Annotated in this window: 14 protein-coding genes, 1 tRNA gene and 1 riboswitch; of the genes, 5 read left to right on the top strand and 10 right to left on the bottom strand. The window is 68.7% G+C overall.

The window, feature by feature from the left end:
• Positions 1–31 precede the first annotated feature (31 nt).
• Positions 32–715 carry a PIG-L deacetylase family protein gene (locus BVI061214_RS12590; RefSeq protein ID WP_082333165.1) on the bottom strand — a complete coding sequence of 228 codons (684 nt, stop codon included), beginning with the start codon at positions 713–715 and terminating at the stop codon, positions 32–34.
• 68 nt (positions 716–783) lie between these two features.
• Between BVI061214_RS12590 and aroH the strand changes: the two genes are divergently transcribed.
• The 3 genes from aroH (at position 784) to BVI061214_RS08990 (ending at position 1850) form a co-directional block, all read left to right on the top strand.
• Entirely contained in the window at positions 784–1152 is a 369-nt protein-coding gene (aroH, locus tag BVI061214_RS08995) for a chorismate mutase (RefSeq protein ID WP_053768098.1), read from the top strand.
• On the top strand, positions 1149–1298 hold the full coding sequence (locus tag BVI061214_RS14105; RefSeq protein ID WP_346179656.1) for a DUF6883 domain-containing protein: 150 nt from the start codon (positions 1149–1151) through the stop codon (positions 1296–1298). The genes aroH and BVI061214_RS14105 overlap by 4 nt, the downstream gene beginning before the upstream one ends.
• A gap of 213 nt (positions 1299–1511) precedes the next feature.
• Positions 1512–1850: a DUF4926 domain-containing protein gene (locus BVI061214_RS08990; protein WP_211256782.1), complete on the top strand. Its 339-nt coding sequence runs from the start codon at positions 1512–1514 to the stop codon at positions 1848–1850.
• Between the two features lies 1 nt (position 1851).
• Here the strand turns inward: BVI061214_RS08990 and BVI061214_RS08985 are convergent, their stop codons facing one another.
• The 5 genes from BVI061214_RS08985 to BVI061214_RS08965 form a co-directional block, all read right to left on the bottom strand.
• Complete coding sequence (locus BVI061214_RS08985) at positions 1852–3444, bottom strand: aldehyde dehydrogenase family protein (RefSeq protein ID WP_053768096.1); 1593 nt, start codon at positions 3442–3444, stop codon at positions 1852–1854.
• Positions 3445–3464: 20 nt separating this feature from the next.
• Positions 3465–3950: a pantetheine-phosphate adenylyltransferase gene (gene coaD / locus BVI061214_RS08980; RefSeq protein WP_053768095.1), complete on the bottom strand. Its 486-nt coding sequence runs from the start codon at positions 3948–3950 to the stop codon at positions 3465–3467.
• Entirely contained in the window at positions 3951–4466 is a 516-nt protein-coding gene (locus BVI061214_RS08975; RefSeq protein ID WP_053768631.1) for an RsmD family RNA methyltransferase, read from the bottom strand.
• Positions 4467–4475: 9 nt separating this feature from the next.
• Positions 4476–5951 carry a Na/Pi cotransporter family protein gene (locus tag BVI061214_RS08970; RefSeq protein ID WP_053768094.1) on the bottom strand — a complete coding sequence of 492 codons (1476 nt, stop codon included), beginning with the start codon at positions 5949–5951 and terminating at the stop codon, positions 4476–4478.
• 41 nt (positions 5952–5992) lie between these two features.
• Positions 5993–6069 (bottom strand) — tRNA-Pro (locus BVI061214_RS08965).
• A gap of 116 nt (positions 6070–6185) precedes the next feature.
• Positions 6186–6322: riboswitch (SAM riboswitch) on the top strand.
• A gap of 106 nt (positions 6323–6428) precedes the next feature.
• Here BVI061214_RS08965 and BVI061214_RS08960 point away from each other — a divergent pair.
• Complete coding sequence (locus BVI061214_RS08960; protein ID WP_053768630.1) at positions 6429–7694, top strand: O-acetylhomoserine aminocarboxypropyltransferase/cysteine synthase family protein; 1266 nt, start codon at positions 6429–6431, stop codon at positions 7692–7694.
• Positions 7691–8833, top strand: coding sequence for a homoserine O-acetyltransferase MetX (metX, locus tag BVI061214_RS08955; RefSeq protein ID WP_053768093.1), 1143 nt, complete (start codon positions 7691–7693; stop codon positions 8831–8833). The genes BVI061214_RS08960 and metX overlap by 4 nt, the downstream gene beginning before the upstream one ends.
• 8 nt (positions 8834–8841) lie before the next feature.
• On the opposite strand, the gene mnmE is transcribed toward metX, so the two are convergent.
• The 4 genes from mnmE to hemL are packed head-to-tail and all read right to left on the bottom strand — an operon-like array spanning position 8842 to position 11858.
• A complete protein-coding gene (gene mnmE / locus BVI061214_RS08950) occupies positions 8842–10140 on the bottom strand; it encodes a tRNA uridine-5-carboxymethylaminomethyl(34) synthesis GTPase MnmE (protein ID WP_053768092.1) in 1299 nt (432 codons plus the stop codon).
• Positions 10137–10343, bottom strand: coding sequence for a hypothetical protein (locus BVI061214_RS08945; protein WP_003045676.1), 207 nt, complete (start codon positions 10341–10343; stop codon positions 10137–10139). The genes mnmE and BVI061214_RS08945 overlap by 4 nt, the downstream gene beginning before the upstream one ends.
• Complete coding sequence (locus BVI061214_RS08940) at positions 10333–10584, bottom strand: type II toxin-antitoxin system HicA family toxin (protein WP_053768091.1); 252 nt, start codon at positions 10582–10584, stop codon at positions 10333–10335. Before BVI061214_RS08940 ends, BVI061214_RS08945 begins: the two co-directional genes overlap by 11 nt.
• On the bottom strand, positions 10584–11858 hold the full coding sequence (gene hemL, locus BVI061214_RS08935) for a glutamate-1-semialdehyde 2,1-aminomutase (RefSeq protein WP_053768090.1): 1275 nt from the start codon (positions 11856–11858) through the stop codon (positions 10584–10586). Before hemL ends, BVI061214_RS08940 begins: the two co-directional genes overlap by 1 nt.
• Positions 11859–11902: the final 44 nt, after the last annotated feature.

Genomic DNA, 11902 nt, shown 5'->3' with positions numbered 1-11902 from the left:
GTCATCCCCGCCGTCCTCCTAGCCTACGTCCTCACCCCCGCCCACGCCCTGGAGGAGGCCCGCCCGGAAGCCCCGGCCACGCCGGAGGGGTCTCCGTCTGAAACGCCTCCGCAAACGCCACCCCCGCCTCCTGTCCCCGAAGCCGACGACGGGCGCGAAAGTCCTCGAGGGTAACCGGCCAGCGGTAGAAGGCCTGGTAGAAGGCGAAGACGGCCTCGGCCACCTCCTCGGTCTCCGTCACGTCCACGTGGACCAGGGGCCTCAGGAGGTCCCGCCTCGGGTAGTGGTAAAGGCGCACGGGCTCCCGGTGGGCCTCCCCCACCAGCTTGGGGATGCGGCAGAGCTTCAGGGCGGAAAGCACCGCCTGGTAGGTGGCCCGGTGGTCCGGGTGGACGTCCAGGGGGTCCCAGGTGAGGACCGCCTGGGGGCGGAAGTCGGCCATGAGCCGGGCCAGGGCCAGGGCCTCCTCCCTACCCCCCGTGAGGAAGGTGTCCCTAAAGGGGAGAAAGCGGTACTCGGCCCCTAGAAGGCCCGCCACGTGGGCCCCATGCCCCTCCCGCACCCGGGCCACCTCCTCCGGGCTGGCCTCGCCGAACTGGCTCGCCAGCTCCCCCCGGGTCATCCAGACCAGAAGGACCCTGTCCCCCCTCCGGGCGTGCAGGGCCAGGGTGCCCGAGGCCCCGATCTCGTCATCGGGATGGGCGAAGACGGCCATAAGGTTCATGGGGTAGAGTCTACCCAACTTGCCTCCGGAGGGAAAACCCCTTAGCATGGGGCCTAACTATGGTGCGGGGCATACGGGGGGCCATCACCGTGGAGGAGGACACGCCCGAGGCCATCCACCGGGCTACCCGGGAGCTCCTTTTGAAGATGCTGGAGGCCAACGGCATTCAGAGCCACGAGGAGCTGGCCGCCATCATCTTCACCGTCACCGAGGACCTCCCCTCGGCCTTCCCCGCCGAGGCCGCCCGGCAGATCGGCATGCACCGCGTCCCCCTCCTCTCGGCCCGGGAGGTGCCGGTGCCGGGAAGCCTCCCCCGGGTCATCCGGGTCCTCGCCCTCTGGAACACGGACACCCCTCAGGATCGGGTGCGCCACGTGTACCTGCGGGAGGCGGTGCGCCTTCGGCCTGATCTGGAAAGCGCCCAATGAGGGGAAACCGCTTCTTTGTTCCCCGGCGCAAGCTCACGAAGTACCTCCTCAACCCGAATCACGAGGCAGGCCGGGCCAAGGCCCGTTTTCTCCTCCTAGCAAGGGGTTTAGCCCCAAAGACCCCGCTACCCTGGAACAGGCCCTGATCCAGCATGCCCGGGAAGCCGCCGTCTGCCAGATCCGCCCCGGAGCCGAGGGCAAAGGCTATCTGGTAAGCTACCTAGGCCCCCTGCACGCGCCCACGGGCCCTGTGGAAAGGTTCATGAGCGGGTACATTGAGGAAGGGGAAGCAACGTTTGTCACCGCCTACCCCGCCGGAACCAGGGACCGCTGCCATGAGGCTACAGGAGCTTGACAGCGTGGAACTGACCAGGGATCTCCCCTCCTTTGTCAGGGGAACCCGGGGCGTGGTGGTCCTCGTCTACCCCAGCGGGAAGCAGGTAGAGGTGGAGTTCTTGAACCCCAAGGGGGACACCCTGGGCGTGGAGAGCCTCCCCACGGCCTTCTTGCGCAAGGTGCCACGAGCGCCCAAACCGAAGGCGGCCCCTCGCAAAGTTTCCTCCCAGGAGCTAGTGAAGCTCTTGGCTCAAGAGGGGAACGTATCCGAAGAATCGGCCAGCCGCATCCTAAAGCTTTTGGGCCGCCTTGCGGCCCAAAAGCGGGTGACCTGGAAGGCGATAAAAGGGCTAGCCGAATAGGCTAGACCCCCAACACCTTCCCCCAGTCCGTGGGCTCCTTGGGGCTTATGTAGCCGGTGTCCATCTGGGCCAGCTGGAGCCTGCCGGAGTACTCCTCGTTGACCGCGTGCCAGTAGGTGTACTCCTCAATGACCCAGATCCCCGACTCCCGGGCCCCGTTGCCGCTGGCCTTCACCCCGCCGAAAGGCAGGTGGGCCTCGGCCCCCACGGTGGCGTTGTTGATGCTGGTCATGCCGGCCCGGATCCCCACCTTGAAGAGGTAGGCCCAGTGGCGGTGGTTGGTGTAGATGGCGCTGGAAAGCCCGTAAGGGGGGCTGTTGGCCACCTCTATGGCTTCCTCAATGCCGTCCACCTTCACCAGGTTGACGGTGGGCCCGAAGATCTCCTCCTGGAACTGGCGCATGCCGGGGCGGGCTTCAAAGACCGTGGGCCAGCCGAAAAGGCCGGCCTCAGGGTCCCCGTGGAAGCGGGGGTAGGGGTTGTCCCGGGTGATGCGCCCCCGGCCGAAAAGGAGCGTGGCCCCGTCCTCCTCGGCCCAGCGGTAGTGCTCCAGCCAGCGGGCGTAAAGCCTCTCGTTGATGAAGGGGCCGTAGGTGACCTCAGGGTAAAGGAGGGGGTTGCCGATGGCGGTGGCCTCCACCTTCTCCAAAAAGCGGCGCTTGAACTCCTCGTAGATGGGGGCATCCACCAGGATGTTGCCCGCCGAGGTGCACCGCTGTCCCCCGGTGGCGAAGGCGCTCCACCAGGCTCCCTCCACCGCCAGGTCCAGATCGGCGTCCCGCATGACCACCAGCGGGTTCTTGCCCCCAAGCTCCAGGGTGGGCCGGATGAGGTTCCGCCCCGCCACCTCCCCGATCCAGCGGCCCACCTTGGTGCTCCCCGTGAAGGCGAACTTCTGGAAAAGCCCCTCGTCCATGAGCTCCACCAACCACTGGCCCGTGGAGTCCTTGCCCCCGCCGAAGACCAGGTTGATGACCCCGGGGGGCAGGCCCGCCTCCTCAAAGAGCTTGACGAACACGTAGGACAGGACCGGAGAATCTTCGGAGGGCTTCCAGACCACAGCGTTGCCGGTGAGGACCGCCGGGATCAGCTTCCAGCTGGGCACGGCGATGGGGAAGTTGCCGGCGGTGATCATGCCCACCACCCCTAAAGGCCTCCTGAAGGTGAAGAGCTCCTTGTCCCGCATCTCGCTGGGGACGGTCTGGCCGTAGAGCCTGCGCCCCTCGGAGGCGAAGAAGATGGCGGTGTCTATGGCCTCCTGCACGTCCCCCGCCGCCTCCTTGAAGGTCTTCCCCACCTCCCGCACCATGAGGCGGGTCAGGGTGGGCTTCTCCCTTTCCAGGATCTTGGCCAGGTTGAAGAGGACCTGGCCCCGGACCGGGGCCGGGGTGCGGCTCCACTCCAAGAAGGCCTCCCTGGCCTTCAGAGCCGCTTTCCTCAGGGTGTCCTTGGTGCCCTCGGGGAAGCGGGCGATCAGGTCCTCGTGGTCGGAGGGGTTTCGCCGTTCCAAAGGCGCCCCCTCAAAGACCTCCTCCCCGCCGATGAGGTGGCCCAGCTCCAGAGCGTTGCCGTACTTGCTGGCGAAAGCCTTCATAGGAACCTCCAAAGAGGATTCTACCCCTGGCCGAACTTGGCCTTCAAAGCCCTCAAGGTGGCGGGAGGGACCAGCTTGGACACGTCCCCACCGTAGCGGGCGATCTCCTTCACCATGGTGCTGGACACGAAGGAGTAGCGGGTGGCGGAAAGGATGAAGAGGGTTTCCAAGCCCGGCAGGAGCTGACGGTTCAGGTGGGCCATCTGCAGCTCGTACTCGTAGTCGGAGACGGCCCTCAGGCCCTTGACGATGGCCTGGGCCCCCACCCGCTTCACGAAGTCCACCAGAAGCCCGCTGAAGGTAGCGGCCTCCACGTTGGGGAGGTGGGCGGTGGCCTCCCGGACGATGGCGAGCCGCTCCTCGGCGGTGAAGAGGTACTGCCCCCGCTTGTTGGGGTTCTCCAGGATGGCCACCGTGACCTTGGCAAAGAGGCGGCTCGCCCGCTGGATCACGTCCAGGTGGCCGTTGGTCAGGGGGTCAAAGCTTCCGGGATAGACCACGTGCATCTAAACCTCCACCAGGGTGAGGGCGTTCTCCCCGTAGACCCGGCGCTCCCCCAGGGGCAGGTGGAGGTCCTTGGGGTGCTGGAGGATGTAAAGCCCCCCCTCCTCCACCAGGCCGCTTTCCAGAAGGGCCTGGAAAAGGGCCGCCAGGTCCATGGGGTAGGGCGGGGCCATGAAGGCCACGGTGTAGCGCTCCCCTTTGGCCTTGGCCTCGGGAAGGAAGACCTCCACCGGCAAGGGGACGATGCGGACCTTAAGCCCGGCCCGCCTGGCGTTGTCCCTGAGGAGGGCGATGGCCTCCTTGTCCTTCTCCACCAGGGTGGCCTCAAAGCCCTCGCTGGCCGCCTCGAGGCCCACCGCCCCGCTTCCCGCGTAGAGGTCCAGAAACCGCCCCCTTTTGGGGTAGCGGAGGCGCAGGTAGTCAAAGAGGGCCTTCCTGAGACGCACCGGGGAAGGCCGGGCCGAGGCGGGCACCTTGAGGGGCACGCCCTTCGCCTTGCCGCCGAGAATCCTCACCACGCCCATAGCTTAAAGCTCCAGGGCCAGCCCGGCCAGGCGAGCGAGGCCCTGGTCCACCTCCTCTAGGGTGAGGAGGATGTCCAGGTGGGCCAGGGTGCTGGCCCGGCTCTCGGCCAGGCCGGCCTCGAGGCGGGCCAGGTGGGCCCGCCTCAGGCCCTCAAAGAAGGCCTCGCCTGGCTCCCGCAAGACCTCCTCCGCCAGGGCCCGCTCCCCTCCCAGGGCCGCCGCCAGCTTATCCAGGCTGGAAAGGACCCGGGAGGCCGCAAGAAGCAGGTCCTCCTTCCCTTCCGGGCTAAAGCGGAGGCCCTGGGACCAGAGCCTCTCCGCCTGGCGCACCACCCTCCGCACCAGGTCCCCCAGGTGCTCCAGCTCGCTGGCGGCCATGAAGAGCTTCACCGCCCGCTCGTCCCCCGTGCGGCTCACCAGCTCCGAGGTGTAAAGGACCAGCTCCCGGGTCAGGGCGTCCACCTTCGCCTCGAGGGCCTCCAGGCTCCGCTCTCCCCCCTCCTCCTGGCTCAGGACCCGGATGGCCTGGGCCAGCATCCCCCGCACAGCGTCGGCCACCCGGGCCAGCTCCCGCCGGGCCAGGCCCAGGGCGAGAAGGGGGGTATCCAGGGCCTCACGGCGCAGGTACTTGGGGGCCACCCTGCGCCTGGGGAAAAGCCTCTCGGCCAGCCTTTCCCAGAAGGGGGCCAGGGGCGGGTAAAGGAGGGCGTAGAGGAGGTGGCTCAGGAGGTGCCAGGCCAGGACGCCGTCGGCCAGGGGAGGGACCAAGGGCAGAAGAAGCAGGGAAAGGAGAAGGCGGTGGAGGAAAAGGGGCACCCCCAGGCGTAAAGCCTCCACCCGACCCCCCAAAGCGGCCAAGAAGAAGGTGCTGGTGGTCCCCACCCCGGCCCCCAGGACCAGGGCCTCGGCCACGCCCGGGGTAAGCTTCCCGGAAAGGAGCAGGGCCAGCGCGGCCACGCCGTTAGCCGAGCCCAGAAGCCCCCCCAGAAGGAGGCCCGCCAGATACCCTTCCCCAAGGCCCGAGAGCCTCTGGGCTAGGGCCAGAACCGGGGCCAGCCCCGCCCCCATCTCGGCGAAGCCCAGAAAGAGGAGGCCGAGGCCGAAGAGGAAGAGGCTGAAGCGCCTTACGGCGGGCACCAGGTAGAGGAAAAGGGCCAGGACCAAGAGGGCCTCCCAGACCCTCTCCCTGGCCACGGCCAGAAGCCCCACCCAGACCCCGGCCCCGGCCGTGGCCGCCAGGGCCAGAAGGGCCGCCTGGGCGTGGGTCAGAACGCCCACCTCCAGAAGCGCCAGCGCCAGAAGCCCAAGCCCCGAGCCGCTCCCCGAGAAGGCCCCGAGGAGAAGGCCGTAAAGGAGGCCCCAAAAGGGCGAGCCCAGGACCCGGGCCAGAAGCCCCCGCCTTCCCTTCCAGGCCCAAAGGGCCTCGGCCACCAGGTGGAGGCCCAGGAAGAAGAGGGCCAGGCCCGCCAGAAAGCGCACGGGGGCAGTATACAGAAAGCCGGCCCCAAGGGCCGGCCCTATGGTCGGGGAGACTGGATTTGAACCAGCGACCCCCTCGTCCCGAACGAGGTGCGCTACCGGGCTGCGCTACTCCCCGTAGCGGAGTCCAGTATAGGGGAGGAGGGGCAAAAGGTCAAAGGGGATTGACGCAGGGCCCCGGGGTTTCTACACTGGGGCCTAACCGCGCCGGGGCGCGGCCAAAACCAGCCCGTTCTCTTATCCAGAGCGGTGGAGGGTACGGCCCTGTGAAACCGCGGCAACCTCCCGCCCCCTCCGTTCCATGGCCGGAAGCGGGCGGGGCTGGTGCCAACGCCGGCCCGGGCGGGGGAAACGCCCGGGGACGATAAGAGAGGGGGGTAAGCGCCACGCCCAACCCCTTCTTGGCGAGAGAACGGTCTTGCCGGGAAGGGGCTTTTTATGGCCCCTTCCAGCGCCCCCGCGGGGAAGGAGGCCAAGATGCGCTTTGAGACCCTGCAGCTCCACGCCGGGTACACCCCGGAGCCCACCACCTCAAGCCGGCAGGTGCCCATCTACCCCACCACCAGCTACGTCTTCACTAGCCCCGAGCACGCCGCCGACCTCTTCGCCCTGAGGGCCTTCGGCAACATCTACTCCCGCATCATGAACCCCACGGTGGACGTCCTGGAGAAGCGTCTGGCGGCCCTCGAGGGGGGCCAGGCGGCCCTGGCCACGGCAAGCGGCCACGCCGCCCAGTTCCTGGCCCTCACCACCATTGCCCAGGCGGGGGACAACCTCGTCTCCACGCCCAACCTCTACGGGGGCACCTTCAACCAGTTCAAGGTGACCCTGAAGCGCCTGGGCATTGAGGTGCGCTTCACCTCCAGGGAGGAGCGCCCGGAGGAGTTCCTGGCTCTCACCGACGAGAAGACCCGGGCCTGGTGGGTGGAGTCCATCGGCAACCCCGCCCTCAATATCCCCGACCTCGAGGCCCTGGCCCAGGCGGCCCGGGAGCGGGGCGTGGCCCTTTTTGTGGACAACACCTTCGGCATGGGGGGCTACCTCCTCAGGCCCCTGGAGTGGGGGGCCGCGGTGGTGACCCACTCCCTCACCAAGTGGGTGGGGGGGCACGGGGCGGTCATCGCCGGGGCCATCGTGGACCGGGGCCAGTTCCCCTGGGACAACGGCCGCTACCCCCTCATCACCGAGCCCCAGCCCGGCTACCACGGCCTCAGGCTCACCGAGGCCTTCGGCAACCTGGCCTTCATCGTCAAGGCCCGGGTGGACGGCCTCCGGGACCAGGGGCAGGCCCTGGGGCCCTTTGAGGCCTGGGTGGTCCTCCTGGGGATGGAGACCCTCTCCTTAAGGGCGGAGCGCCACGTGGAAAACACCCTGCACCTGGCCCACTGGCTCAGGGAGCACCCCAAGGTGGCCTGGGTCAACTACCCGGGCCTCGAGGACCACCCCCACCACGGAAGGGCCCAGAAGTACTTCCGGGGCAGGCCGGGGGCCGTCCTCACCTTCGGCCTCAAGGGCGGGTACGAGGCGGCCAAGGCCTTCATCTCCCGCCTCAAGCTCATCTCCCACCTGGCCAACGTGGGGGACCCCCGGACCCTGGCCATCCCCCCCGCCTCCACTACCCACTCCCAGCTCTCCCCCGAGGAGCAGGCCCTGGCCGGGGTAGCGCCGGAGATGGTCCGCCTCTCCGTGGGCCTGGAGCACGTGGAGGACCTGAAGGCGGAGCTAGAGGAGGCCCTGGGATGAGGGAGATCGCCCTGGAGGCCTGGGGGGACCACGAGGCGCTGATCCTCAAGCCCCCCCGCTCCCCCCTCTCCATCCCCCCGCCCAGGCCCCGCACCGCCGTCCTCTTCCCCAGGCGGGAGGGGTTTTACACCGAGCTGGGAGGGTTTTTGCCCGAGGTGCGCCTCCGCTTTGAGACCTACGGGGGGCTTTCCCGCAAGCGGGATAACGCCGTCCTGGTCTTCCACGCCCTCACGGGGAGCGCCCACCTGGCGGGGGTCTACGACGAGGCCACCTTCCAAAGCCTCTCCCCCCTGGAAAGGGCCTTTGGGAAGGAAGGCTGGTGGGACAGCCTGGTGGGGCCGGGGAGGATCCTGGACCCAAGCCTCTACTACGTCATCTCCGCCAACCACCTGGGAAGCTGCTACGGCTCCACCGGGCCCCTCTCCTTAGACCCCAGGACGGGGAAGCCCTACGGCAAAGACTTTCCGCCCCTCACCATCCGGGACCTGGCCCGGGCCCAGGCCAGGCTTCTGGACCACCTGGGGGTGGAGAAGGCGACGGTGATCGGCGGGAGCCTGGGGGGGATGGTGGCCTTGGAGTTCGCCCTCATGTACCCGGAGCGGGTTAGGAAGCTGGTGGTCCTGGCGGCCCCGCCCCGCCACGGCCCCTGGGCCCGGGCCTTCAACCACCTCGCCCGCCAGGCCATCCTCCTGGACCCCGGGTACCAAGAGGGCCACCCCGCCCCCAGGGGCATGGCCCTGGCCCGGGGCATCGCCATGATGAGCTACCGGGCCCCCGAGGGGTTCGCCGCCCGCTGGCAGGAGGCCCCGGAGCTAGGGGAGGCCTATCTGGACTACCAGGGGGAGAAGTTCCTGAAGCGCTTTCACGCCGAGAGCTACCTGGTTCTATCCCGGGCCATGGACACCCACGACGTGGGCCGGGGGCGGGGGGGCCTCGAGGCCGCCCTCAAAAGGCTTCGGGACCTGCCCGCCCTCTTCGTGGGCATTGACACCGACCTCCTCTACCCCGCCTGGGAGGTGCGGGAGGCGGCCCGCCTGGCCGGGGCCCGATACCGGGAGATCAAGAGCCCCCACGGCCACGACGCCTTCCTCATAGAGACCGACCAGGTGGAGGAGATCCTCGAGGCCTTCCTCCCCTAAGGCCCGGCCTACTTGCCCACGCAGAAGTTCTGGAAGACCCGGGCCACCACCTCCTCGGCCACCTCCCGCCCCGTAAGGGCGGCCAGGGCCTTCAGGGCCTCCTCCAGGGCCAGGCCCATGAGGTCCTCGGGGAGCGCGAGGGCCTCCCCTAGCCTTTCTTTGGCCCTAACGAGGGCCTCCACCTGGCGCTCGGTGAGGAGGAACTCCCCGCCCTCCCGGCCCAGAAGGGCCTCCTTCAGGGCCTCCTTGAGCCTCTCCATCCCCTCCCCCGTCAGACTGGAGACGGAAAGAAAGGCCGGGTCCTCCCAGGCCGGGGGCAGGTCGGCCTTGGTGGCCACCCGGACGACCCTCTCCCAGGGAAGGGGGGGCGGCGGGGGCCGGGGAAGCGAGCGGTCGGCCACGTAGAGGATGAGGTCCGCCTCCTCGGCAATCCTGAGGGCCCGCTCCACCCCCGCCCGCTCCAGGGGGTCCTCCGTCTCCCGCACCCCGGCGGTGTCCACGGCGATGAGGGGGATGCCGAAAAGCTCCAGGGGGGCCTCCAGGTAGTCCCGGGTGGTGCCGGGAATGGGGGAAACCAAAGCCCGCTCGTAGCCCAAAAGGGCGTTCAAGAGGGAGCTCTTCCCGGCGTTAGGCGCCCCGATCAGGGCCAGGCGGGCTCCCTTCTGGGCCAGGCGGGAGGCCTTGGCCTGGGCCAAAAGGCCCTCCACCTCCGCCAAAGCCTCCCGGATCACCCCTTCCGCCCGGTGGGGCTCCACCCCCTCCTCGGGGTAGTCCAAAAGGGCCTGGATGTGGGCCAAAAGCCCAAGGAGCTTCTCCTCCAAGGCGGCGATCCTGCGGGAAAGGGCCCCCTCCAAGGCCCTCAGGGCCTGCCTCCTGGCCAGCTCCCCTTCCGCCTCTATGAGGGCCAAAACGGCCTCCGCCTGGGCCAGGTCCAGCTTGCCGTTGAGGTAGGCCCTTAAGGTGAACTCTCCCCGCCCGGCGGGCCTCGCCCCCAAGGAGACCAGGACCTCCATCACCCGCCTCAAGACCGCCGGGGAGCCGTGGGTCTGGAACTCCACCAGGTCCTCCCCGGTGTAGGAGTGGGGGGCCCGGAAGACCAAAAGCAGGGCCTGGTCAATGACCTCCCCCGTGGCGGGGTCCACCACCTCCCCCAGGGTGAAGCGGCCGCCCTTGAGGCGCCTCGGGTCCCGGCCCCGGAAGGCCCGGGCGGCCAGCTCCAAGGCCCCCTCCCCGGAAAGGCGCACTACGCCGATGGCCCCCTTGCCGGGGGGCGTGGCGATGGCGCAGATGGGGTCCTTGAGGGTCACGCCACGTCTACCTGGACCTCTTCCCGAATAATCCTCAAGGGGCGGCCCAGGTATTCCTCCAAAAAGCCCAGGGCATCCTGAATGGCTTCCCCCGGGGTGAAGCCGTACCCTTGGAGCTCCGGGTAGTCCAAAAGCCGGGCCACGTAGGGCTCGTGCTCACCTTCCAGCTCCGGATGGTATTCTACCAGCACCCTAAGTCTCATCCTCCAACCTCTCTATGGCCCTCAGCAGAGCCTTGACCGCTTCAGGGTGAACGGGCTTGCTCCTTGGATGTGGCTCGTGGACGCTGACCACCAAACCGCTCTTATGTGAAAGCCTTCTCCTGCTACCCTTGCCCACATGGAGGGAGAACCCATAGGCCTCGGCTAGGTCCAGAAACTCGTCCCAGGAGCACCTGGCGACCCTGGCGCGAACCCTGGCGAGAAGCTCCTCCCGCCCGTCCATTATAGGGCCCCCTCCAGGGCCTCGAGGGTCCTCGCCACCTCCTCCTCGCCGTGGGCGGTGGAGAGGAAGGCGGCCTCAAAGTTGGAGGGCGGCCAGTACACGCCCCGGGAAAGAAGGCCGTGGAAGAAGCGCTTGAAGAGCTCGGTATCGGTGCGCCTGGCCTCGGCGAAGGTGCGCACGGGGCCTTCGGTGAAGAAGACGGTCAGCATGGACCCCACCCGGTTGATGGTGTGGGGCACGCCCTTCCTGGTCAAGACCTCCCTAAGCCCCGCCTCCAGCCTGGCCCCCACGGCCTCCAGGTGGGCGTAGAGGCCGGGGTCCGCCTCCAGGATTTCCAAGGTGGCCAACCCCGAGGCCATGGCCAGCGGGTTCCCAGAAAGGGTCCCCGCCTGGTAGACGGGCCCAAGGGGGGCCACCCGCTCCATGACCTCCCGCCTCCCCCCGTAGGCGGCGGCGGGAAGCCCCCCGCCCAGGACCTTGCCCAGGGTGACGAGGTCGGGCTTGAGGCCAAAACGCTCCGTGGCCCCGCCAAAGGCCAGGCGGAAGCCCGTCATCACCTCGTCGGCGATGAGGAGGACGCCAAACTCCCTGGCCTCGTGGAGGGCCTTCAGGAAGTCCTCGGTGGGGACCAGCACCCCGGCGTTCCCCACCACCGGTTCAAAGATGATGGCGGCGATCTCCTCCCCCCGGCGCCTCAGGACCTCCCTGAGCCCCTCGGCGTCGTTGTACTCCAGGACCAGGGTGAGCCGGGCGTAGGCCTCGGGCACCCCGGCCGAGGAGGGCACCCCCAGGGTGAGGGCCCCGCTTCCCGCCTCCACCAGAAGGCCGTCGGCGTGGCCGTGGTAGTTCCCCCGGAACTTGACGATCAGGTCCCGGCCCGTGTACCCCCGGGCGAGCCTCAGGGCGCTCATGGTGGCCTCCGTCCCCGAGCTCACGAAGCGCACCAGCTCCACGCCCGGGTAGGCCGCCTTGACCTTTTTGGCTAGGGCCACCTCGAGGGGGTGGGGCGCCCCGAAGGTGAGCCCTCCCTCCATGACCTCCCGCACCCGGGAAAGGACTTTGGGGTGGGCGTGGCCCAGGATGAGGGGCCCCCAGCTCAGGACGTAGTCCAGGTAGCGGTTCCCGTCCGCGTCCCAGACGTAGGCCCCCTCGCCCCGCACCAGGTAAGGGGGAGTCCCCCCCACCGCCTTGAAGGCCCTGACCGGGCTGCTCACCCCGCCCGGGATGTGCCTCCCTGCCTCCTGGAAGTACGCCTCAGAAATGGGCCGCTCCATGCCCTCCACTCTAAGCGCCCCGCCGTGGCTTTACCACGGCGGGG

The sequence above is a fragment of the Thermus aquaticus genome, assembly GCF_001280255.1.
Lineage (GTDB): Bacteria > Deinococcota > Deinococci > Deinococcales > Thermaceae > Thermus > Thermus aquaticus.
Note: the sequence above shows the minus strand (reverse complement) of the source record. Positions and strands in the feature narration are given on the sequence as shown.

Excerpts from the sequence above, each read along its gene's own strand:
- BVI061214_RS12590 (WP_082333165.1), bottom strand. The coding sequence starts at position 715 with ATGGCCGTCTTCGCCCATCCCGATGACGAGATCGGGGCCTCGGGCACC.
- coaD (WP_053768095.1), bottom strand. The coding sequence starts at position 3,950 with ATGCACGTGGTCTATCCCGGAAGCTTTGACCCCCTGACCAACGGCCAC.
- aroH (WP_053768098.1), top strand. The coding sequence starts at position 784 with ATGGTGCGGGGCATACGGGGGGCCATCACCGTGGAGGAGGACACGCCC.
- hemL (WP_053768090.1), bottom strand. The coding sequence starts at position 11,858 with ATGGAGCGGCCCATTTCTGAGGCGTACTTCCAGGAGGCAGGGAGGCAC.
- BVI061214_RS14105 (WP_346179656.1), top strand. The coding sequence starts at position 1,149 with ATGAGGGGAAACCGCTTCTTTGTTCCCCGGCGCAAGCTCACGAAGTAC.
- metX (WP_053768093.1), top strand. The coding sequence starts at position 7,691 with ATGAGGGAGATCGCCCTGGAGGCCTGGGGGGACCACGAGGCGCTGATC.
- BVI061214_RS08960 (WP_053768630.1), top strand. The coding sequence starts at position 6,429 with ATGCGCTTTGAGACCCTGCAGCTCCACGCCGGGTACACCCCGGAGCCC.
- BVI061214_RS08985 (WP_053768096.1), bottom strand. The coding sequence starts at position 3,444 with ATGAAGGCTTTCGCCAGCAAGTACGGCAACGCTCTGGAGCTGGGCCAC.
- BVI061214_RS08945 (WP_003045676.1), bottom strand. The coding sequence starts at position 10,343 with ATGAGACTTAGGGTGCTGGTAGAATACCATCCGGAGCTGGAAGGTGAG.
- BVI061214_RS08940 (WP_053768091.1), bottom strand. The coding sequence starts at position 10,584 with ATGGACGGGCGGGAGGAGCTTCTCGCCAGGGTTCGCGCCAGGGTCGCC.